Source organism: Ruegeria sp. CDSC079 (assembly GCF_059610505.1).
In genome coordinates, this window is record NZ_JBXWNT010000003.1 from 18,118 (window position 1) to 39,971 (window position 21,854).

At 56.0% G+C, this 21,854-nt stretch carries 20 protein-coding genes; 9 read left to right on the forward strand and 11 right to left on the reverse strand.

All coding sequences use genetic code 11. From position 1 onward, the window contains the following. Positions 1-3 precede the first annotated feature (3 nt). From AC2FIC_RS05965 to AC2FIC_RS05985, 5 genes are all read right to left on the reverse strand, one after another. A complete protein-coding gene (locus AC2FIC_RS05965; RefSeq protein ID WP_185956667.1) occupies positions 4-906 on the reverse strand; it encodes an ABC transporter permease subunit in 903 nt (300 codons plus the stop codon). Further along, complete coding sequence (locus tag AC2FIC_RS05970; RefSeq protein ID WP_142636316.1) at positions 906-1,913, reverse strand: ABC transporter permease subunit; 1,008 nt, start codon at positions 1,911-1,913, stop codon at positions 906-908. The genes AC2FIC_RS05965 and AC2FIC_RS05970 overlap by 1 nt, the downstream gene beginning before the upstream one ends. Continuing rightward, on the reverse strand, positions 1,913-3,007 hold the full coding sequence (locus AC2FIC_RS05975) for a M24 family metallopeptidase (RefSeq protein WP_496691599.1): 1,095 nt from the start codon (positions 3,005-3,007) through the stop codon (positions 1,913-1,915). Before AC2FIC_RS05975 ends, AC2FIC_RS05970 begins: the two co-directional genes overlap by 1 nt. Before the next feature lie 65 nt (positions 3,008-3,072). Beyond that, positions 3,073-4,656 (reverse strand): ABC transporter substrate-binding protein, encoded by a 1,584-nt coding sequence (locus AC2FIC_RS05980; protein ID WP_496691598.1) that lies wholly within the window; start codon positions 4,654-4,656, stop codon positions 3,073-3,075. Between the two features lie 368 nt (positions 4,657-5,024). Further along, entirely contained in the window at positions 5,025-5,642 is a 618-nt protein-coding gene (locus AC2FIC_RS05985) for a TetR/AcrR family transcriptional regulator (RefSeq protein WP_496691597.1), read from the reverse strand. Between the two features lie 193 nt (positions 5,643-5,835). On the opposite strand from AC2FIC_RS05985, the gene AC2FIC_RS05990 reads away from it, so the two are divergent. The 5 genes from AC2FIC_RS05990 to AC2FIC_RS06010 all read left to right on the forward strand — a co-directional run bounded on the left by AC2FIC_RS05990 (position 5,836) and on the right by AC2FIC_RS06010 (position 10,369). After that, the gene (locus tag AC2FIC_RS05990) at positions 5,836-6,765 is read left to right on the forward strand and encodes an AEC family transporter (protein ID WP_496691596.1); all 930 of its coding nucleotides are present in this window, start codon (positions 5,836-5,838) and stop codon (positions 6,763-6,765) included. A 103-nt stretch (positions 6,766-6,868) separates the two neighbouring features. Beyond that, complete coding sequence (fghA, locus tag AC2FIC_RS05995) at positions 6,869-7,702, forward strand: S-formylglutathione hydrolase (RefSeq protein ID WP_496691595.1); 834 nt, start codon at positions 6,869-6,871, stop codon at positions 7,700-7,702. Positions 7,703-7,705: 3 nt separating this feature from the next. Further along, on the forward strand, positions 7,706-9,154 hold the full coding sequence (gene sthA / locus AC2FIC_RS06000; RefSeq protein WP_142636327.1) for a Si-specific NAD(P)(+) transhydrogenase: 1,449 nt from the start codon (positions 7,706-7,708) through the stop codon (positions 9,152-9,154). Next, a complete protein-coding gene (locus AC2FIC_RS06005; protein WP_281972917.1) occupies positions 9,151-9,606 on the forward strand; it encodes a YaiI/YqxD family protein in 456 nt (151 codons plus the stop codon). The genes sthA and AC2FIC_RS06005 overlap by 4 nt, the downstream gene beginning before the upstream one ends. A 142-nt stretch (positions 9,607-9,748) precedes the next feature. Continuing rightward, the gene (locus AC2FIC_RS06010) at positions 9,749-10,369 is read left to right on the forward strand and encodes an HAD family hydrolase (RefSeq protein WP_496691594.1); all 621 of its coding nucleotides are present in this window, start codon (positions 9,749-9,751) and stop codon (positions 10,367-10,369) included. Position 10,370: 1 nt separating this feature from the next. On the opposite strand, the gene AC2FIC_RS06015 is transcribed toward AC2FIC_RS06010, so the two are convergent. Beyond that, the gene (locus AC2FIC_RS06015) at positions 10,371-11,609 is read right to left on the reverse strand and encodes an MFS transporter (RefSeq protein WP_496691593.1); all 1,239 of its coding nucleotides are present in this window, start codon (positions 11,607-11,609) and stop codon (positions 10,371-10,373) included. 145 nt (positions 11,610-11,754) lie between these two features. On the opposite strand from AC2FIC_RS06015, the gene zapE reads away from it, so the two are divergent. Next, on the forward strand, positions 11,755-12,813 hold the full coding sequence (gene zapE / locus AC2FIC_RS06020; RefSeq protein ID WP_496691592.1) for a cell division protein ZapE: 1,059 nt from the start codon (positions 11,755-11,757) through the stop codon (positions 12,811-12,813). A gap of 59 nt (positions 12,814-12,872) precedes the next feature. Here the strand turns inward: zapE and AC2FIC_RS06025 are convergent, their stop codons facing one another. From AC2FIC_RS06025 to AC2FIC_RS06040, 4 genes are read right to left on the reverse strand one after another with little or no spacing between them, the layout of a single operon-like run. After that, complete coding sequence (locus tag AC2FIC_RS06025; RefSeq protein ID WP_496691591.1) at positions 12,873-14,147, reverse strand: bifunctional folylpolyglutamate synthase/dihydrofolate synthase; 1,275 nt, start codon at positions 14,145-14,147, stop codon at positions 12,873-12,875. After that, the gene (gene accD / locus AC2FIC_RS06030; RefSeq protein WP_496689318.1) at positions 14,144-15,061 is read right to left on the reverse strand and encodes an acetyl-CoA carboxylase, carboxyltransferase subunit beta; all 918 of its coding nucleotides are present in this window, start codon (positions 15,059-15,061) and stop codon (positions 14,144-14,146) included. Before accD ends, AC2FIC_RS06025 begins: the two co-directional genes overlap by 4 nt. A 59-nt stretch (positions 15,062-15,120) precedes the next feature. Continuing rightward, positions 15,121-16,017 carry a CPBP family intramembrane glutamic endopeptidase gene (locus AC2FIC_RS06035; RefSeq protein WP_496691590.1) on the reverse strand — a complete coding sequence of 299 codons (897 nt, stop codon included), beginning with the start codon at positions 16,015-16,017 and terminating at the stop codon, positions 15,121-15,123. Beyond that, positions 16,010-19,108, reverse strand: a complete 3,099-nt coding sequence (locus AC2FIC_RS06040; RefSeq protein WP_496691589.1) for an ABC transporter transmembrane domain-containing protein — start codon at positions 19,106-19,108, stop codon at positions 16,010-16,012. Before AC2FIC_RS06040 ends, AC2FIC_RS06035 begins: the two co-directional genes overlap by 8 nt. 246 nt (positions 19,109-19,354) lie before the next feature. On the opposite strand from AC2FIC_RS06040, the gene AC2FIC_RS06045 reads away from it, so the two are divergent. Both AC2FIC_RS06045 and AC2FIC_RS06050 read left to right on the forward strand, forming a co-directional pair. Then, on the forward strand, positions 19,355-20,116 hold the full coding sequence (locus AC2FIC_RS06045) for a DUF6478 family protein (protein WP_496691588.1): 762 nt from the start codon (positions 19,355-19,357) through the stop codon (positions 20,114-20,116). Positions 20,117-20,126: 10 nt separating this feature from the next. Beyond that, positions 20,127-20,474 carry a hypothetical protein gene (locus tag AC2FIC_RS06050; RefSeq protein ID WP_496691587.1) on the forward strand — a complete coding sequence of 116 codons (348 nt, stop codon included), beginning with the start codon at positions 20,127-20,129 and terminating at the stop codon, positions 20,472-20,474. A gap of 74 nt (positions 20,475-20,548) precedes the next feature. Here AC2FIC_RS06050 and AC2FIC_RS06055 read toward each other — a convergent pair whose 3' ends face one another. Next, positions 20,549-21,247: a helix-turn-helix transcriptional regulator gene (locus AC2FIC_RS06055; RefSeq protein WP_496691586.1), complete on the reverse strand. Its 699-nt coding sequence runs from the start codon at positions 21,245-21,247 to the stop codon at positions 20,549-20,551. Positions 21,248-21,380: 133 nt separating this feature from the next. On the opposite strand from AC2FIC_RS06055, the gene AC2FIC_RS06060 reads away from it, so the two are divergent. After that, the gene (locus tag AC2FIC_RS06060; RefSeq protein ID WP_496691585.1) at positions 21,381-21,737 is read left to right on the forward strand and encodes a VOC family protein; all 357 of its coding nucleotides are present in this window, start codon (positions 21,381-21,383) and stop codon (positions 21,735-21,737) included. Positions 21,738-21,854 lie beyond the last annotated feature (117 nt).

Below are 21,854 nucleotides of genomic sequence, written 5' to 3' on the forward strand. Positions count from 1 at the left end.
TCGTCAGCTCCGTTTCAGCTTGGGGTCCAGCGCGTCGCGCAGACCGTCGCCCATCAGGTTGATTGCCAGCACCGTGACCAGAATGGCCAGGCCCGGGAAAGTTACCACCCACCAGGCGCGCAGAATGAATTCGCGCGCTTCGGCCAGCATCGTGCCCCATTCGGGCGTTGGCGGCTGCGCCCCCATGCCCAGAAAGCCAAGTGCCGCAGCATCCAGAATCGCGGTCGAGAAGGACAGCGCCGCTTGGACAATGATCGGCGCCAGACAGTTCGGCAGCACGGTTTTGAACATCAGGCGTGCCTTGCTTGCACCGGCCACACGAGCCGAGGTCACATAATCCTTTTGCCGTTCGGCCAGAACCGAGGCGCGGGTGAGGCGCACGTAATGTGGTTGAAACACAATGGCGATGGCGATCATTGCATTGGTCAGAGACGGGCCCAGAATGGCGACCAGAACCAGTGCCAGCAGCAGCGACGGAAAGGACAAGATAATATCCATCACGCGCATGATCATCGTATCGACCCATTTGGGTGCAAACCCGGAAAGCAGGCCAAGAACCACACCGCCTGACACGGCCACACAAACCACGACGATCCCGACAAAGAAGGAATAGCGAGATCCCATAATCAGCCGCGACAGCATATCCCGGCCCAGCGGATCAGTTCCCAGCGGGAAGGCCCAACTGCCGCCTTCCTGCCATGCCGGAGGTTGCAGGATATGCTCGCGGAACTGTTCGGTTGGATCGTAGGGGGCCAGCAAAGGTGCGAAGGCAGCGCAAAAGACAAAGGCCGCGAATACCCACAGGCCAATCACCGCGCCGCGGTTTTCACTGAAATAAAACCAGAATTCGCGCAAGGCGCTTGGGCGGTCTTCGGTTTTGGGTGCGTTTGCAGATAGTTCAGCCATCACCGCCTCCGGATTTTTGGATTGATGATGCCATAAAGGACATCGACCAGTAGATTCACCAGCATCACGATCACGGCGATCATCAGAAGACCGCCCTGCACCACCGGGTAATCGCGCCGGAAGATGCTGTCGACCATCCACTTGCCGATACCCGGCCAGCTAAAGATCGTCTCGGTCAGAATTGCACCAGCCAGCAAAGTTCCAACCGACAGGCCGATCACCGTAATCACGGGGATCAACGCATTACGCAGAGCATGCAGCCCGTTGATCCGAGTGGGTGACAGGCCTTTTGCCCGCGCGGTACGAATGTAGTCCTCGCCCAGAACCTCAAGCATCGCCGAGCGCGTCTGACGCGCAATGACAGCCAGCGGGATCGTCCCCAGAACTATCGTTGGCAGAATCAAATGCCGAACAGCCGACGTGAATGCCCCGGGTTGCCCCGACAAAAGACTGTCGATCAGCATAAAGCCGGTCACGCTGGGGAAGTAATACAGAAGGTCGATCCGGCCCGAAACAGGCGTCCAGCCCAGATTGCCCGAGAACACGATGATCAGCAGCAGCGCCCACCAGAAGATCGGCATTGAATACCCAACCAGCGCCGAAGACATCAGCGCCCGGTCAAAGAATTTGCCCCGGTTGACTGCGGCAATGACACCGGCGGGCAACCCAAGGGCCACCGCGAAGATCATCGCGCAGATTGACAACTCCAGCGTCGCTGGGAACAGGGCAAAGAACTCGTCCCAAACCGGTTTCTTGGTGACAAAGCTTTCGCCCAGATCGCCCTGCATAACGCCGGTCAGATAGTCCCAATATTGTTGGAGGACCGGCTTGTCGAAGCCCAGTTTGACCACCATTTCCTGATAGCGTTCCTCGGACATTCCGCGTTCACCGGCCATGACGATGATCGGATCACCGGGCAAAACCCGAATGAACATGAAGGAGATAAGCGTTACACCCAGAAATGTCGGAATGAACATACCGAGACGAGAAAGAAAGTAGCCAAACATCAGCGACCTATGATTGTGAGATCTTTGGGAAAGTGGGTCAGCGACCGACAGCCATCCCCTGTAACAAGCACGTCATCTTCTATGCGCACGCCGAAATTGTCCAGCGCGTAAAGGCCCGGCTCGTTTGTCCAAACCATGCCCGGCAGGATTTCCTGGTCGTTTCCACGCATGATATACGGCGCTTCGTGAACGTCGCGGCCCAGACCGTGGCCCGTTTTGGTGCGGATCCGATCGGCATAGGGTGACGCTTCGAGCACGCCGATCACGGCATCGTCGATATCATGCGCCGTGACACCGGGACGGCAGGCTTTGAATCCTGCCAGATTGGCGCGCAGAACGGTGTCATAGACCGCCCTGCCCTCGTCCGAGACCTCTTCGACAAAGAATGTCCGGGTGATGTCGGCGGCAAACCCATGTTTGCGGGCTCCGAAATCAAACAAAAGCGCATCGCCCGGTTTGATCTGGTAATCCGCCCGCGCCTTGCCATGGGGCCGCGCCGAGTTGTCCCCGGCGGCAACAATCGGCGAAAATGCCAGCGAGGCGGCGCCTTCCGCAAACAGTGCCTGAATCAAGGCCTGTTCAATCTGCAATTCGGTCTGACCGACGCGCACATCCGCAATCACGCGCTCTAACGCGCGTTCAGAGATGTCGATCGCGGCTTGAAGCGCTGCGATATCGTCTTCTGTCTTGATAATGCGCAAGCCAGAAATTTCACGCTCGGCATCGACAATCTGCAGGTCCGGTAACGCGTTGGTAAACGCCTTCGACACAAAGACTCGCATCACCTGCCCTTCCACAGCCAGCGATGTCAGCGGCATATGCTTGGCGAGGGCTGCAAAGGCGTCATCATACCCGGTCTGGTCGAACCAGTCGAAAACGGCGCCTTCAAATCCAACCAGGTCCCAACTGCCGAGCTCAAGGTTGGGAACGATGGCCGCAGGAGAACCTTCGCCGGGGACCACGACCACAAAGGGCCGTTCGTGGCTCATGAAAGGTTTTCCCAATGCGCGGGTGAAATTCGGGCCGGGCACAAGGGCCACGGCATCAACTGACATGTCCTTTGCCAGTTGACGGTACTCGGACAAATTCGGCATCAGGGCCGACCTCCAATAAGAAACCGGAGCCGCCACGCGGGCGGCTCCGGTCGGTAAGTGATGAATTATTCGACGCTCACACCGTAGAAGATGTGGCCGCCCAGCGGGTGCACTTTATAGCCCTGCACTTCGTTGCGCATCGGCATAAAGACCACCGAGTGTGCGATCGTTGCCCAAGGCGCCTGCTCTTTGAATACCACCTGAGCGTCTTCGTACAGCTTGGTGCGTTCGGCCTGATCGGTGGACTGCTTGGCCTTGAGGATCAGCTCTTCGAAGGGCTCGTGGCACCACTGCGCCCGGTTCGAGGCTTCGCGTCCGTCACAACCCAGCAGAACCGCCAAGAAGTTGTCTGGATCGCCATTGTCACCGGTCCAACCCAGCAGAACGGCTCCGTCACGGTCCAGATCTTTCGAACGCGACAGGTATTCACCCCATTCATAGGACACGATTTCGACGTCGACACCAACCTTGGCAAAATCCGCTTGGATCAGCTCGGCCATACGGCGTGCATTCGGGTTATAGGGACGCTGTACCGGCATAGCCCAAACCTTCATCGACAGGTCGGATACGCCTTCGGCTTCCAGCATCGCCTTGGCCGCTTCGGGATCATACGCGTCATCGGTGATGGCGTCGTTATAGCCCCACATGGTTGGCGGGATCGGGTTCTTGGCAACTTGGCCCGAGCCCTGGAACACGACGTCGATGATCGCATTCTTGTCGATCGCCATGTTCAGCGCCTTGCGGACCTTCGGATTGTCGAACGGTGCCATGGTGGTGTTGTAGGCGAGGTAGCCGACGTTCAGACCTTCCTGCTCCAACATGTTGATATCTGCATCGTCCTGCATCGCCTGAATGTCGGCCGGGTTCGGATAAGGCATGATATGACATTCGCCCGCTTTCAGCTTTTGATAGCGAACCGATGCATCCGGCGTGATAGCGAAGATCAGGTTCTCCACATCCGCAGGGGCCTTCCAGTAGTCGGCATTCTGCGCATAGCGGATCACCGCGTCTTTCTGGTAGGCTACAAACGAGAACGGACCAGTCCCGATCGGTGCTGTGTTCAGATTCTCAGGCGTACCCGCGGCCATCATCGCATCCGCATATTCCGCAGACAGGATCGAGGCGAAGTCCATCGCCATGTTGGCCACAAAAGGCGCTTCAGGCTTGGACAGGGTGAACTTCACTGTGTAGTCGTCGACTTTTTCAATCGACTCGACCAGGTCCGGCATACCCATGCCCTGGAAATATTCCCAGGTACCACCAGATACCTGATTATAGGCATGGCCTTCATCCTTCTGGCGCATGAACGAGAAGATCACGTCATCAGCATTGAAATCACGCGTCGGCGTGAATTCGTCATTCGAATGGAATTTGACGCCCTGACGCAATTTGAAGGTATATTCCAGACCATCATCGCTGGCCTCAACGCTTTCCGCCAGACCGGGGATAACATTGGTAGTACCGGTCTCAAACTCGAGCAGACGGTTGTAAATCGGGTGTGACGAGGCATCAAAGGTTGTCCCTGCGGTAAATAGCGCCGGGTCAAAGCCTTCGGGTGATCCTTCCGAGCAATATACCAAAGTATTTGCTTGGGCCGCAGCACTGGACAACGCAATCGCTGCAGTTGCGGCCATCAATCTAAGTTTCATGAGTTTCTCCCAGAAATGTTTTTTCTTCAGATTTTCGCGTTGTTCTAATTTCTAGTCAGAACAATCTTTGATGACTGTCACCGCCGCGAAATCCCTGCCCAATGTATCCAAAATACAAAATCCATTGTCAACTGAGTTCACCGCCCAGCGATCAGGAAGTAAAAAAGAGGGCAGGTACAGCGTTATGATTTGCCTGGTCGAGCCTGTTTTCTAACTGATTTCGGTTCTTTGGCGATTAGAGCCAAGCAGTGGCGAAGCCACCGGGCAGGAGCGTCCGAACTCTTGAATGCCATCAATCCTAAATGCCGCGGGCTTCAGGGATCGACCTCCACATCCATGTCTTGAATCGAGTCGATCCGACCCAAATGTCAGGCGCTGTAACGGGCCATGAACATGTCGACAGCCTGCAGCGCGACCTCTTCAATCTCAGCCTCTGAAAAACTGCTTTGAATGCCGAATGTGGATCGGGGCCAAAGGCGGACCTTGCACAATTCCGAAAACTGTTCAGCGGCAAATTGAAGGTCCTCGATAACCAATTCGCCCTTATTCACCGCTTTTTGCAGATATTCTGCAAGTTGCCGGGTGCCATTTTGCGGCCCCGCCTCATAGAAGGCGCGGCCAAGTTCGGGGAACCGATCTTGCTCGGCCACGCAGATGCGGAACACCTGCTGCGCAAAATCCGACACCAGAAATGCGGCCAGCTGGGTCGCAGCGATGGTCAGCACTTCGCGTGCGGGTTTTGTATCGTCAACCATCGAAACGACATTCTCAGCCATACGGCAGCATTCGTTCTGAGCGACCTCCATGAAAAGAAGACGCTTATCCGGGAAATAGCTGTACAAAGTCGCCTTGGAAACACCCGCCGCGCGCGCAATGTCATCTACACTAGCTCCTTCGAAACCATCTGCCATGAACACCGATCGGGCTCCTTGCAGGACCTGATCAAATTTTCGGCCTGTTCGCAAAATGGCAGTTGCTTCGGACATGCGCTCTCCTTCAGGGGTGGATTCGTCGAATCTATAAACTGATCAGTTCAGATACAACGATTCGCATAGGATTTCGGCCATGGGCAGGCGGGATTATGGTAATTTTTCCGTTAGGTCAGTCCGCGAAGTTCGTTCGGCGGGGCCTGATTGGCCAGGGGTTGCCGCCAGAGAAAACCGTGCTAACACTCTGGCCATGGCTGATATTTTTCTGCGTACGCTGCCGTTCTTTGCGATTATCGGCCTGGGGTATTGGGCTGGGCGCAGTCGGTTCTTCTCGGAAGAAGCCACGGCCTATCTGACGAAATTCGTGTTCTATTTCGCACTTTCGGCAATGTTGTTCCGCTTTGCCGCCACCCTGCCCTTTGCCGAGATATTCGACGGCAGATTGGTCGCGGGCTATCTGCTGGGAACGCTTACGGTTTATGCTGTGGCCAGTCTGATCGCGTGGATGCGCGGCCTTGACATACCAACCTCTGCCGTCGAGGCCCAATGCGCTGCGATCGGCAATGTGGGCTTTCTGGGGCTGCCGATGCTTGCGCTTTTGTTCACCGAAGCAGCAATCGGCCCGGTCATGCTGGTATTGACTGTCGACCTTGTGGTGTTTTCCTCGCTGATCGTGATTTTGATCAATGCCGGACGCGATGGGCGGCTGACGCCGGCAACATTTCGGTTGATTGGCCTCGGTTTGATCAAAAACCCGATGATCGTATCTATTTCAGCGGGGCTTTTGTGGTCAGCCTTCCAAATTCCCGTGCCAGTTCCACTGAACGATTTTCTGACAATCCTGGGCGGGGCAGCCACTCCGGGAGCCTTGTTTGCGATAGGGGCATCGCTCGCCAGCAAATCCGCCGAGCGTGTTCAGATCGCTGCCTGGCTGAGTTTTTGCAAGCTGATCATTCATCCGCTCTGCGTTGCTGTCTTCGTAATCTGGCTGATCCCGGCGGAAGGCTTCTCGGCTTCGGTTGCCATTGCAGCGGCAGCACTGCCGGTCGCGGGGAATGTCTATATGCTGGCGGCCTATTACGGGGTCGCACCCCATCGGGCTTCGGCCGCAATTCTCTTGTCTACCGTGGTCAGCATCCTGACACTGCCGCTGGTGATTGCCATAGCCGGAACATTCTAAGCCACAGATAGGGAAAATACTCGCTGGCCGCAGGAACACAGACTTTACGCACGGACCGAGTAACGATAGCCATGGCGCGAACCTAACGTAAGGACGGAACCAAATGGAAACCCTTTCGGAAAACGCTTGTTTCGGAGGCGTCCAGGGCGTCTACCGCCACGCCTCGGCTGCCTGCCAATGCGACATGACTTTTGGACTGTTCCTGCCCGCCGAGGCAAAGGACGGCCCGGTTCCGGTTCTATGGTATCTGTCTGGTCTGACCTGTACCCATGAAAACGCCATGACCAAGGCCGGGGCGCAGGCCTGGGCCGCGGAACAGGGTATCGCCCTTGTTTTCCCTGACACATCCCCGCGCGGCGAAGGCGTTGCCGATCACGAGGACTACGATCTGGGCCAGGGCGCGGGGTTTTATGTGAATGCCACGCAATCACCCTGGGCACCGCACTTCAACATGTGGGACTATGTGGCTGAGGAATTGCCCGCTCTGCTGGTTGAAACCTTTGCAATCGACGCAGACCGCCAGGCCATTACCGGCCATTCCATGGGCGGCCATGGCGCCCTGACATTGGCAATGAACCTACCGGGTCGGTTCCGATCGGTTTCGGCATTTGCACCGATTTCAAACCCAACAAGCGCCGATTGGGGCCGCAAACAACTGAAGGCATATCTGGGCGACGACGTGGCCCAATGGGCCAAGCACGACGCATCGCTGATGATGAAGAACACCGGTTTCGACGGCCCTGTCCTGATCGACACCGGCGACAATGACCAGTTCATCGACCTGTTGCGCCCCGAGGCGCTGGCCCAGGCGATAGCCGAACGTCGCCAACAGGCAGTTTTCCGTCTGCAGCCCGGCTATGACCATTCTTACTTCTTTGTGTCGACCTTCATGGAAGACCACATCACTTTCCACGCCGAAGCACTGTATGGAGACTGAGGCATGAGCAAATACGACTATGACCTGATCATTGTCGGGTCCGGCCCTTCCGGTCGTTCGGCGGCGATTCAGGCAGGCAAGTTGAAACGCCGGGTGCTGGTTATCGACCGCAAGGATCGATTGGGTGGGGTCTCGGTCCATACCGGGACCATCCCGTCAAAAACCCTCCGCGAGACAGTGCTGAACCTGTCTGGCTGGCGCGAGCGCAGCTTTTACGGGCGCTCGTACCGGGTAAAGGATCAGATCCGGGCCGAAGACCTCAAGGCTCGGCTGCACATGACGCTGGACCATGAGGTCGATGTGCTGGAACATCAGTTCAATCGGAACCACGTGGAAACCTTAAATGGTCTGGCAAGATTTGTCGGTCCCCACGAGATTGAGGTTGCAACCGACGCAGGCGAAACCACACGTCTGTCCGCCGCAAAGTTCCTGATTGCCACCGGAACCAAGACCTATCGTCCCGATTATGTGCCCTTCAACGGGAAGACCATCGTCGATGGCGATGATTTTCTGGAGATGGCCGAGATACCGCGCTCGCTATGCGTGATCGGGGCCGGTGTAATCGGTGTGGAATATGCCACGATGTTTTCCGCGCTTGATGTACGTGTCACCCTGATTGAACCCCGCGAGACGTTTCTGGATTTCATCGACAGCCGGCTGATCCACGACTTTACCCACCAAATCCGCGAAAACGGCGTGGATTTGCGGCTGGGCTCTGCCGTTGAAAAGATCGAAGATGGAGGTAGCCACGTAGAAGTGACGCTCGAGAATGGACGGCATGTCCGGGCCGAGATGTTGCTGTTTGCCGCCGGGCGGATGGGCGCGACCTCGGCCTTGAATCTGGATGCGGTCGGGCTGACAACCGATCACCGCAACCGGATTGAGGTCGATCGCAAGACCTATCAGACAGCGGTACCGCATATCTATGCGACCGGAGATGTAATCGGACATCCCTCGCTGGCATCAACCTCGCTGCAGCAGGGGCGCGTGGCGGCATGTCATGCGTTGGAGACCCCGACCCTTCCGGAAAGCCCCTGGTACCCTTACGGCATCTATTCGGTGCCCGAGATATCCACCTGCGGCATGTCCGAAGAGGAGCTACAGGAGCGCGATATCCCTTACGAGGTCGGCGTCGCGCGATTCCGCGAAACTTCTCGCGGGCATATCATGGGGTTGGAACATGGCATGTTGAAGATGCTGTTTTCGCTGAAAACCCGCCGGGTTCTTGGTGTGCAGATCGTAGGCGAAGGCGCGACTGAGCTGATCCATATCGCACAGGCTGTATTGAACCTGAAAGGCACAGTGGATTATTTCGTTCAAAACACATTCAACTACCCGACCTTGGCCGAGGCTTATAAGATCGCTGGTCTGGATGCGTTCAACCGGATGCCCATCCCCGAGGAATTCAAGGTCAAGAAGAAGCCTGCCGAGAAACAGGCAAAGAAAGCGTGACAACCCTGTACATAGACGCAGATGCCTGTCCAGTGAAGGCCGAGGCCGAGCGTGTAGCGACCCGACATAAGATTCCGATGGCTCTGGTTTCGAACGGTGGCCTGAGGCCTTCGGCCAATCCTCTGGTACAGGTTGTGATCGTGTCCGCAGGTGCGGATGAGGCCGATAAATGGATCGCAGAGCGTTGTGGTACAGGGGACGTGGTTGTGACCTCAGACATTCCTTTAGCCGCGAAATGTGTTGAAGCAGGTGCGCGTGTATTACGTCACAACGGCGAGGCCTTTACCGCCGCCAATATTGGTCAGCAACTGGCGATGCGCGACCTGATGGCAGACCTGCGTTCGGCAAACCCTCTGGGCGCCGGGGGCGGTGGCAAGCCTTTTGGCAAGGCCGATAGGTCCCGGTTTTTGGATGCGTTGGAACGGGAATTGCGGGCGGCACTAAGGGCGTGACCCTCCCGCCCGTCACAGACGCATCAGAGATGCGTCCCCTCCGGTTGGGCCGGGCAGCGCTGCGCGCTGCAGTTCCTGTCTTGAAAAGCGCAGCAAGGATTGATTCAGTCAGCCCCAGCAGAGATTCTAAGAAGGATTGTTCATGCCAATAGAAGCGGTGGTTTTCGACATCGGGAATGTCCTGATAGAATGGCAGCCAGAACGGTACTACGACGCGGTTATTGGTGAAGACCGTCGCCGGGCCATGTTTGCCGAGGTTGACCTGCATGGAATGAACGATCTGGTTGATCAGGGGCAACATTTCACTGACACTATCTATGGCTGGGCTGATAAATATCCCCAATGGCGGGATGAAATCCGGATGTGGCACGACAAGTGGATCGAATTGGCCACGCCCGAAATTCCCCACTCGGTACGACTGCAACGTGCGCTGCGCGCCAAAGGCATCTCGGTCTTTGCGCTCACAAATTTCGGGGTGCAGAATTTTGAGTATGCAACCACGGTCTATCCATTCCTCACCGAGTTTGACCGGCTGTATGTTTCAGGTCGCATGCAGACTGTGAAACCGCATGTCCCGATTTACGAGATGGTCGAAGCCGATTGTGGTCTGGCGCCTGAGGCGTTGTTGTTCACCGACGACCGGATCGACAATATCGAAACGGCGCAGGCGCGAGGCTGGCAAACGCATCATTTTGAGGGCCCGCAAGGATGGGCCGACCGGTTGGTGGCAGAGGGGCTTTTGACCCGCGAAGAGGCCCGCTAGATTAGGCTGCGACGGGTAGCGGCCGGTTCTCGCGGATGGGAAGGTGAACGATGGCGCTGAAGGCGCCGATGGCCACGCCGATCCACCAGACAAAGGTGTAATCTCCGTACTGGTCATACATGCGGCCGCCAAGCCAGACGCCAAGAAAACTGCCGACCTGATGGCTGAAGAAGATGATGCCGTAAAGCGTACCCATGTAGCGCAACCCATACAAATGTGCGACGAGCCCCGAGGTCAGTGGAACCGTTGCCAGCCAGAGCGAACCCATGACCAATGAGAATACAACGACCGTGATTGGCGTGATCGGCAGGATTATGAAAGCCGCCGCTGTAAGCGTGCGGGCGGCATAAATGGAGGCCAGAAGGTATTTCTTGGGAAAGTGCATTCCGGCCCACCCCGCCAGCAATGTCCCTCCGATATTGGCCAACCCGATCAATGAAATCGACACAGCCCCTAATGCGGAAGTTGTCGTTATACCAATGGAATGCAGTATTCCACCCGGCTGAATCGGGCCGCACATTTCGGTAACGAAAGCGGGAAAATGCGCTGTGATAAAGCCAAGCTGATAACCACAGCTGAAAAATCCCAGGAAAATCAGGGTATAAGACGGGTCCCGGAAGGCCTTACCCAGAATCTGGCCCATGCTCTCTTCGATTTCGGCTTTGGTTGCGGCGTGGGGGGCGCGCATGAAGGGCAGAGTCATGACCAGTGCCAGGATGGCAACGGCAAACACGATGAAAACCTGTTGCCAGGGCATAAAAGACAAAAGCCATTCCGCCGTTGGAGCACCCAAAACCTGGCCAAAGCTTCCTGCCGCTGTCACGACGGCCAGAGACATAGAGCGGTTATGATCAGAGGACGCCCGTCCAACTACGGCAAGCACGACACCAAACCCCGTGCCGGCAATCCCAAAGCCCACAAGCCAGGCGTACATCTGATGCTCGAACGGGGTAACGGACCACGCCGACAACACCATGCCCGATGCATAGGTCAATGCCCCGAGCACAATCGCACGGCGATCCCCCACCTTCTCGGCGATGGCGGCAAAAATGGGTTGTCCAATTCCCCAAGCGAGGTTCTGGATCGCAATCGCCATCGAAAAATCGGTGCGCAGCCAGCCGAATTCAGTCGCAATGGGGATCTGGAATACGCCAAAGGATGCCCGCACGGCAAAACTGACGGCGATAATTATACAGCCGACGATCAAGATCGGATTTAGCAGGCGTGCGTGCTGTGGCATAGGATCCTCGAATGTCCGAGCCGCGACGGTAGCCAAATTTGTACCGTGGTCAATTCAGGAGTTTTGACGTTGCGGATAAGTAAAATTGATGCATCTTCAAAATGCCTGCTTTTCAACGCCCAGAGGTGAAGGTATCCCTCGGGATATGTCAGATTTGATATCGCTTTACGAGACACGCATCGCCGATGGCACTTTGACGCGGGACGATGCGCAAGAGGCTGTCCTTCCGCATTTCGAACGCATTCGCGCGGCCTTGGCTACCCCGGTCAAGCGTGGTTTCTTTCGCAAGACACCCCCGCCGCCCCAGGGACTTTATCTGTGGGGCGGAGTTGGTCGTGGCAAGTCGATGTTGATGGATATGTTTGTCGACGCGCTTGGCGACATCCCTGCCCGTCGCGTCCATTTTCATGCTTTCATGCAGGAAATCCACGCGGGAATGCACAAAGCTCGTAAGGACGGAGTTGAGGATGCGCTTGCACCGGTCGCGGACTCGGTTGTCAAATCCGTAAAACTGCTGGCATTTGACGAGATGCAGATCACCGATATCACCGATGCGATGATCGTCGGGCGGCTGTTTGATCTTTTGCATGCTGGCGGGGTCGTGGTCATCACCACATCCAACCGGCACCCGGACGAATTGTACAAGAACGGCTTGAACCGCCAGCTCTTTTTGCCATTCATCGCGCATATCAAGGAACAGCTTCAGATATGGGAACTGGTCTCGCCTACTGATTACCGACAGAACCGTCTTGAAGGTGCGCCAGTCTATTTCACGCCGATCGGCCCCGAGGCTCGACAGAATATCCGATCCGTCTGGAACGATCTCGCGGGCGGTGCGGCGGAACCGCTGATGTTGCAGGTAAATGGCCGTGCTGTCGAATTGCCGGCCTTTCGGAACGGGATAGCCCGAGCAAGCTTTTATGACCTGTGCGGACGGATGCTGGGCCCTGCAGATTATCTGGCCGTTGCCGAGGCAGTCAAAGTTCTGGTTCTGGAGGACATCCCGCGCCTGTCCCGGAATAATTTCAATGAGGCCAAGCGCTTTGTGACTTTGATTGACGCCTTGTATGAGGCGCGGGTTCGCCTGATCTGTTCGGCGGCCGCAGAGCCCGAGATGTTGTATGTCGAGGGTGAAGGGACGTTCGAGTTCGAACGCACTGCCTCGCGACTGCGCGAGATGCAAGCCGAAGATTGGGGGGCATAGGGGCGCTGCCCCGTCACGTTTTGCGCGCCTTCCCCAAGGTACCTCCGCCAGGTGAAGACCTATCCGTTTTCCCGTAGGATGTTGCCCGCCAAATAGAGTGATCCGCAAATCAGGATACGGGCCTGAGGGTCTTGGTCTGTGATTTTCTGCAGGGCCGCGGATACACTCTCTGCAGTGTCGGCTTTCATGCCAACCTGGTCAGCAGCCTGCGCCGTATCTTCAGCGCTAAGCGTCGCGGCCTCACCCGGTATCGACACTGCGGTCAGGCTTTGAGCCTGCGTGGCAAGCGGTGCAAGATAGCCAGCGACATCTTTGGTGTTGAGCATTCCGCAGATCAAATGTGTCGGAGATTGCGGTAATTTTCTCAGCACTTCAGCAAGCGCAATTCCCGCGGCGGCATTGTGCCCACCATCCAGCCACAGCTCGGCCTGTGCGGCCTGTTCAACAAGCGGGCCGGATTTCAGACGCTGCATCCGTGCTGGCCACTCGGCCTTGGTAACGGCGGCCTCATAGGCCTGATCACCAAGTTCGAGATGGCGCAATACCGCTATTGCCGCACCCGCATTCTGAATTTGATGTGCGCCAAGCAAGTTGGGCAGCGGCAGATCCCGCAGCCCGATTTCGTCCTGATACACAAGACGTCCGTTTTCCTCGGTCACATGCCAGTGCTGACCGTGTACCAGCAATGGGGCACCCAGACGGGCCGCTGTATATTCGATGACCTCAAGCGCTTCGTCCTGCTGTGGGCCGACGATACAAGGGACGCCCGGCTTGATGATCCCGGCTTTTTCGGCAGCGATCTTGCCCAACGTGTCGCCTAGAAACTGTTCATGGTCGATGGAAACCGGCGTGATAACCGTCACGGCGGGTTCGTGCACCACGTTTGTTGCATCCAGGCGCCCGCCAAGGCCGACCTCAAGCAAGGTATAATCAGCCTGTTTGCGGGCAAAGGCCAGGAGGGCCGCACAGGTCGTAATCTCGAAATAGGTGATGTTCTCACCACCATTGACGGCATAGCACTCATCAAGGACGTTTGTCAGTTCGGCTTCCGAAATCAACTCACCTGCCAGCCGAATACGCTCGTGAAACCGGGCAAGATGCGGAGAGGTATAGGCGTGAACCGTTTTTCCCGCCCCTTCCATACCGGCGCGGATCATAGCCTGCGTAGACCCCTTGCCATTTGTCCCTGCGATATGAACGACCGGAGGCAATTTGGTCTGAGGGCTTTCCAGCGCGGCAAGCAGACGCCACACCCGATCCAGCGTCAGGTCAATGATCTTGGGATGCAGCGCCATCATCCGATCAAGGATGACGTCTGACGATGGCGAAGTCATTCCTGATCCGCGTCTTTCTCTGGGGCTTCGGGGGTGGGCGCGGGCAAATCACCTTTGACCGCAGGAGGCTGATTCATCAGCATGCGGGTAATCGTGATCAATTCGTCACGCATTTCGGTACGCTTCGTTACCCGGTCCAGCATTCCGTGGTCCAGCAAGTATTCTGCGCGCTGAAATCCTTCGGGCAGCTTTTCCCGAATGGTCTGTTCGATCACGCGCGGGCCTGCAAAGCAGATTAGCGCATTGGGTTCCGAGATATGGACGTCGCCCAGCATCGCATAAGAAGCGGTCACGCCTCCGGTGGTAGGATGGGTGAGTACAACGATATAGGGCAGTTTTGCCTCTTTCAGCATCTCAACCGCCACGGTGGTTCGCGGCATCTGCATCAAGCTCAGGATGCCTTCCTGCATTCGCGCGCCACCCGCTGCCGAGAACAGGATCAGCGGGCGTTTCAACTTAACTGCCTCTTGCGCGGCCGCAATGATGGCATTGCCGACATACATACCCATCGAGCCGCCCATGAACGAGAAATCCTGGGCCGCTGCCACGACCGGCGTACGTCCGATATCACCTTTGGCGACCAGCATCGCCTCTTGCTCGCCAGTTTTCTTCTGCGCTGCTTTCATCCGGTCGGGGTATCTCTTCTGGTCCCGGAACTGTAGCGGATCATCTTTGGGAGCGGGAACATCGACCTCGGTAAATATACCACCGTCAAACAGGTGCCCGAACCGGTCGCGCGGAGTGATCGCCATATGATGATCACATTGGGTGCAGACATTCTGGTTTTCCGCCAATTCGCGGTGGAACAGCATCGTGCCGCATTCGTCACACTTGTGCCAAAGGTTTTCCGGGACTTCCCGGCGTGAGAAGATCGAATTAATCCGGGGACGGACGTAGTTTGTGATCCAGTTCATGTCGGAACCTTGCTAGTACGGCGTTGACGTCACATAAGACGCTACGGAAAGAATTGCAATCAGCGCCTGAGCGCAAGGCGCGCGATAAACCAGCTGACAATCATCACGGCAAAATCCACATATAACCATTGCCGCAATGTCAGAGTATCGGTCATATCAAAGGGCAGTACAAATAAGGCAAGACCGCTGAGGGTGTCAGGGAGCGAGACAAACAAGAGCGCTATGACATTGTTGAAAAAATGCAGCGCTATGGCCGGGCCCAGGGTTCCCGCCCGCGCGGTCAAATCCGCAGCCAAAAGTCCAAACAGACCAGTCCACAGCACCAGCAACTCTGCATTGCCGCCCGCCGCATCGGGCGAATAGTGCCCCACCGCGAATAGAAGCGACGGTACCCCCATCCAGATGATCGGAGAACGGAATCGCGCAGCCAGGCTTTGCTGCATATATCCGCGGAAAAGCAGCTCCTCCGCACTGATTTGGACAAACACAGCCAATAGCGACAGAGGCAGGAATACCAGCCAAACCGAAAAGGACAGGTTTTGAACAAGCGGCGCGCCCATAATGAGGTGCGGCACGGTTACGATAACCACGCCAAGCACCATCAGGGCGCGCAGCACAAGCCAGAACTGTCTGGCCGCTTTGCCCCGAGTCCCTAAAATAGAACCCAGGGACCGCTTCTGAAACTGTCGCGCTGCGGTCCACACACCAAATGTGACAAACCCAAAGCTTGACAGCAGGATCACCATCGAGATCGGGGTCGAGCCGTTCATCAACCCGCTGGCCCATTCCTGCGGTCCGGCCACGGTTACGACTGCAAACAGGATCAGATTGAAGACGGTTGCAACGACCACAATTGTTGCCAGGCCGGCCAGCAGACGCCACAGCTGTGGTTTGTCGCGTGCGTCGGCGACCAGATGCTCATGCGGGGCGTAAGAGGGCGCGCGGATTTCAGACATTCTGGTGGGAACTTTCGGTCTGGTCCTCATCATCGAAGAACAAGGTCGATGCTTTGGTGGCGTTGATCTTTTCCGAAATGGTTGTCAGGTATCCGGCAACTGTTTCAAGCAACTGAACCGCAACGCTTGCATCGCTTTCGATCACCGCGCGCAGTTCCACTGCACCAATCCGCAGAAATGAACAGTTTTCGCCTGCCACAAGATCCAACTGCCTGGTCTCACCGGTGATAACAGACAGGTCACCGATCAGGCGCCCGGGTTCAATGACAGATATGGACCGGGTCGAACCGTCTTCTTCGTGCCACATCAGCTTCGCATGACCCGAAATGCACAGATAGGCCGCATCCGGCGCCTGCCCACGAGAGAAAATGACCTGACCAGCGGCAGCATCATACCACTGCGCCGAAAACGCCAGCAATCTCTGGTTGCGACCGTCGATATTGGCAAAAAGCGGAGTTGATGAGATAATCTTCAGCTTGCGGCTGAGGTCAGCGGTGGTGCCGGATTCTTGTTCGAGCTGCGTTTTCGAGACACCGTCAATGCGGCCATCCTTGATTTCAACAAACAGATCATAGGCCTCGGGATGGGCGAAACTGTCCTCCATGAAAATCATGATGGAATCGGGCAGCAGTTCGCGCAGTTTCAACCGGGTGCGTAAACGGCTCTCAGAGTCATGGCTGGCCAACGCTTTATCCAGGATCAGCAAATCCGGCCGTTTAATCCCGGCGCGCGAGAAGGCAATTCGTTCCTGAAAGACGGTTGTCAGATTGTTCCCACCCAGCCCTGCGGACAGATCATAGACGATGGCCGCTGCCTGTCTGCGCAGACCTGCGGCATTGATCACTTCGGCAACCACATCCTCTATCTCGTCAGCATGAGCTCCCGCCGTCACAGATACCCGCCCGAAAAGCGCATTTTCCATAACCGTCATGCGCGCGATGTATGTGTCCGGTGTGACCGGTACAAATATCTCTTGCAGGCTTCCGCGTAGCCTCTCGCCCTGTTCAGTGCGGATTTTCAGAATCTTCTGTTTGTATTCATCCGGGAAATCAGGGCCAATCTGTTCGGCGGTCAGCAGGAACGGAACGGTCAGAAGAAAGGCGTGTTCGCGCTGCGACAGCTCGTCCACGCCTTTTGCCTTGCGCTTGTCTTCGATTGCCAGCAGCCGGTGGAACATTTCCTTGCTCAAGCCCAGGCGCAGGAACAGCGGATGGTCGGTTCCGTCCCGCCCAAAAGCATGGCTCAGCGTTTCCAGAACAGCGCTTGAGATACTCAGCGCGTCGTCATCAAGCTCATGTGTACGCAGCATTTGCATGAACCGATTATCGCCGGCCAGAATGTCCGGCGAGATTTCCTGCGACGGTGCTGCATAAAGAAGGTTGCCGCCCAAAGGCACAGTTGGGTTGAACCTGTCCGGATCGAACCGGTAGACAAAGCGGTCCAGATCTTTTTCCACCAACTTGTCATGGATGGGGCCACGGAGGTCGATGATATTTTGCACAAATTCGGGATGCTGATCCGGATTCAACTGGCTGCGCAGGGTGCGGCGGAACATGAATTCATCCGTTCCCATCGCCTCGACCAGCTTGAACCACCAATCCTGGATGTCGTCAGTGTTGTTGAGCCCGGCCAGACCGGGATCAATCCATTCATCTGACAGCGAATCCACCGAGTTCCCCGCTCGCGCGGCCTCGATCTGGCGGCGGCTAGGGGCCCTGGCGGCGTCGGTTTCATGCTGAGGGCGTGTTTTCAGGGGCATCATCAAGTTGTCCCCAATCGACCCATCAAACAGATATGGTCGAGAATAGGCATATCCGATCCGCGCCGCGATGACGGATTGGTGCAAAGATTGGATGTCATGTCCGGCAATCGTGACGTCGCCCTGAACCGGCAGCAATTCGCGGGTCAGCAGCTGAGCCAATGCCCCTCTTTCGGCCGCATTCGAGGATTTGATGGCCACGCGGGCCCCTTTGGGTATGACGAGGTCTATATCCTCGAGAACAGTTTTCCCATCGTTATCCCGAACGGTAATATTCTGCAGCTTGATCTCGCCAGTCAGATGCGGAATGGAATCAGGCTCGCCCTCGAACAGCTCTTCGGGCACCATGTTGTCGGGTGCGAAGCGTTCGGTCACGATTTCCCACCGCAACGACATGTCCTGAACCTGATTGTAATAGGTCAGCAGATCCTTCCAAGGTCCGCTAAGATCCTTATATGCTCCCAGTGCCGCCACCAGCGCGCCCACTGTTACCTCGCCCGTGATCGCCAGGTATCCGCCCACCGAATAAAACAGAAACGGGGTCATCTGAGTGATCAGATTGTTGAGAAACTTCATGAAGAACTTTTTGTTATAGATCTTGAATCGGATCTCGAACAAAGTTCCCAAACGATGGCTGAACTGGGCCAATCTGTGCCGCCAGCCTCCGTTGGTGCGCAGATCACTGATCCCGGCTGCGCTTTCGCCGATTTCTGAGCTCAAGCGCCTAACTTCTTGAATTCGGTCTTTGTTCAACAGGTTGATCTGGCGCTGCAATTTTGGAATCAACCAAGCCTGCAGCGGGATCAGCGCAATACTTGCAAGACCAAACCACACGCTTTGCATGAACAGAAACGTCACAATGGTCATCATCTGACCAAACTGGAATACGGGTTGTGCGATCGCATCCCCCATCAGGCCGCCCATCGGTTCAGCCTCGGACGTGATCATCGACACCAACTCGCCCTGACTGGTGGTGGCAAAATAGGATTTCGGGAACCGCAGAGTTCGGTGGATCAGCGTGTACCTCAGTCGGCGTAACATGCGTTCGGCCAACACACCTTTCATCGTGTTGATCCGCATTTTCATCAGACCGCTGGCGATTACGGTCGCCAGAAAGGCCAGACACAGAATCAACAAATACTGCACCTGCGTCACCGTAACTCCTAAGAAAGTTACCGAGCTGCCTGGTGCACCAATCGCATCGTTAATGATCTGCTTGGGCAGCTCCAATGATGCATAGAGGAAGGGAAAAGAAAACAATGTCAGCAGCAACAAAACCAGTTGCTGTTTCTTGGAATGCTTCCAGATGAATGCGAATAGAGTGGGTTCCATGCCCCGTCTTTGCCTCGGAAATATTGCTATAGGGTTGTAACGGATGGTCCACTGCAATCAGGTGTCAGACGGTACGCACTGACCGGGTTGATTGCAAGAACGGCGCCCTTCGTAACAGGTCACAACTTTGCTGCCTAGCCAAAAGCGTGTTCACATTTTCGGTAATTTACCGACGCTATGATGCAAATCGGCTTTATCCTCGGGTGGATATCCGACAAAAGATGTGTGGAGCAATAGATTGGGATCATGGGCAAGCTACTGGATCGCTATATTCACCGCAAAGCACTGACGCGCTGGCAGCGGGACGCCCTGGCAGCGCCCGAGGCTGTGCTTTCTGAATTGCGGCTGCAGCGTGATGATGCACGTCGCTTGCGATCCGAGCTGGATGCGCTGATCCTTCAGGCCAACAGCCGCCTTACACGGCCTGTGGCAGGATCAACCCATTTCCCGAAACCGTTGGGCACCGACTGGAGCTGGAGGCCCGAGCTGTGGCGCTATCCTCAGCCCCGCCCCGGTGTCGCCTCGGCCCCGCGTAAGGCACGTATCAACGATGAGGCAACGCTGTTTCACGACTGTCCGCGCCAGGAAATCAGCACGCGCCAGATCAGGAACACGCGCAAGCATGATCTGTCACCGTTCAGCTTGGCGGTCGAGGTGTTTGGGTTCGAGGGATCATTTCTTTCTCTCTCTATTGAGCTTCCACAAGAGGCTGTGCAAGGGCTGACGCGGCAGCATCTGATCCGAGTCGATTGCCATATTGAGGCCGAACGCCCACAGGAATTGTTCGCGCGGCTCAATATTCGACACGGCCCAAACGCCGAACAGGTTCTGCGCAAACTTGATCCCACTGGTCCTTCAAACAGCGTGGATTTTGATCTTGCACATTTACCACTGAATGAACGCCGCATGGACAAAGTCTGGCTGGATATCATTCTGGATAATCCTTGGATGAACCGGATAGTGTTGCAGGACCTGACCGTCTGTCGTCACCATCGCGCCGATTTATGAGAACCCTGCCATGACCGATCTGATACTCACATCTCTGGGCCTGGAAAATGGTACCTGGATGGGCCACCTGCAGACCGATACGCAGCCCGAGATCAGCGTGTCCTACCGTGGTGACGCGCTGGATGAGGTTCACCTGTCACCAGCCGACACCGGATGGGAGCTTCGTGTACAGGTGCCTGATGTGGCCCTGTCTGACGGGGTCCACAGTTTTGTAATCTCAGATTCCGTTTCAGGGCTTAAACTGGGCGGGTTCTCGATCATTGCAGGAAACGCCGCCGCCGATGACCTGCGCGCCGAACTGGACCTGATGCGAGCAGAGCTTGATATGCTAAAACGAGTCTTTCGCCGGTCTCAGTAGGCGGTAGAAGGGCGGAGGAAGTGCGTGCCTATAATTCAGGCGTCATTGTCCGCATACGGTTGGCCATGACCCGATCACATCGAAGAATCATCAATTACCAATGAGGGTTGAAATTTTTCTTTCGGCAGGAGCTTGAAGCGCGTTTCGCCCATTGAGGCCCCAAGCATCCGGTCGCACCGAAACGTCCTTGGTTGGTTTCTCAGACGGTCGATCGCAACGACGTACCAAATGGGATACTTCAACAAGAGATACTGAGGCTCAATTTGCCGGTTGGAAATGACACCGTCTTCTCTTTGATATCGCAGTTCCAAGACCTTTTGATCGACGAAAGCCTGATGAACCGCTTGCACAATCCTTTTTGGTGGGGCGCTCGCGCTGGCTTGAACATAAGTCGAAGCCGTGACGCCTATGAGAATACGGGACTTGAGCTGGTTCACCTTGTTGCGTTTCTCGGGTGAAAACGAGGCCACAAGCTGCCGCCTTACCGAAGCCAAGTTCGCAAGCAACATTGATGATTTCATCTGCTCTGCGACAGCAATGCTGATTAGCAGATCGACCGCCTCAGCGTATGTCAGGTTCATGCGACCAACGCCCCAGTTGCGGTCGAGGCGCACACCTCCTCCACGACCGCGATCAGCGTCTATCTGCATGCCTTGGTCCCGCATAAGCACAAGGTCGCGGGCTATCGTGCGCATACTGACACCATGCTGTTGCGCCAAGTCTCTAACCGTACAATGGGCATCTTGCTTGAGTTGAACCGCAAGCAATTCCAATCGCCTCAGTCTGTTGTGTGTATTAGCCCGTGCCATGAATCAAATAAGACATAAAATGGCACATTAGTCGATATAGCTTGGATCACTGAAACCAATGCCTGACGCAGGCCACTCACTTGCAGGAGCTAAATCGATGAAAATGAATTACTTTGTTGTCGGAACGAATGACATGGCAGCTGCAAGAACCTTCTACGACACACTGTTTTCGCAATCGGGTCTCCAAAGCATGTCGCCTTCAGAAAGAATGACTTACTGGCTTGGAAAGGATTTTGCCTTCGCCGTGGCCAAGCCCTTCGACACGTTGCCGGCCACTTACGGTAATGGAACGATGGTTGGATTTTGCGTTGGTGGCCACGCAGAAGTCAGAAGGCTGCACGCTTTAGCCACAGATCTCGGGGGTGATTGTGAGGGAGCCCCCAACCAACGCGGGCCAAAGTTCTCTGCATATGTTCGAGACCTGGATGGAAACAAGATGTGTTTTTCTGACTAGCTTTTCACAGAGCGGACGTTGGTTGGGAGACAACATAGGTGGCATCGGGCTCTAAACAGCCACCCTATCTCGATCGGCAGCGGCCCCATCAGGAAAAGGGCCGCCTGTTAGGCGGCC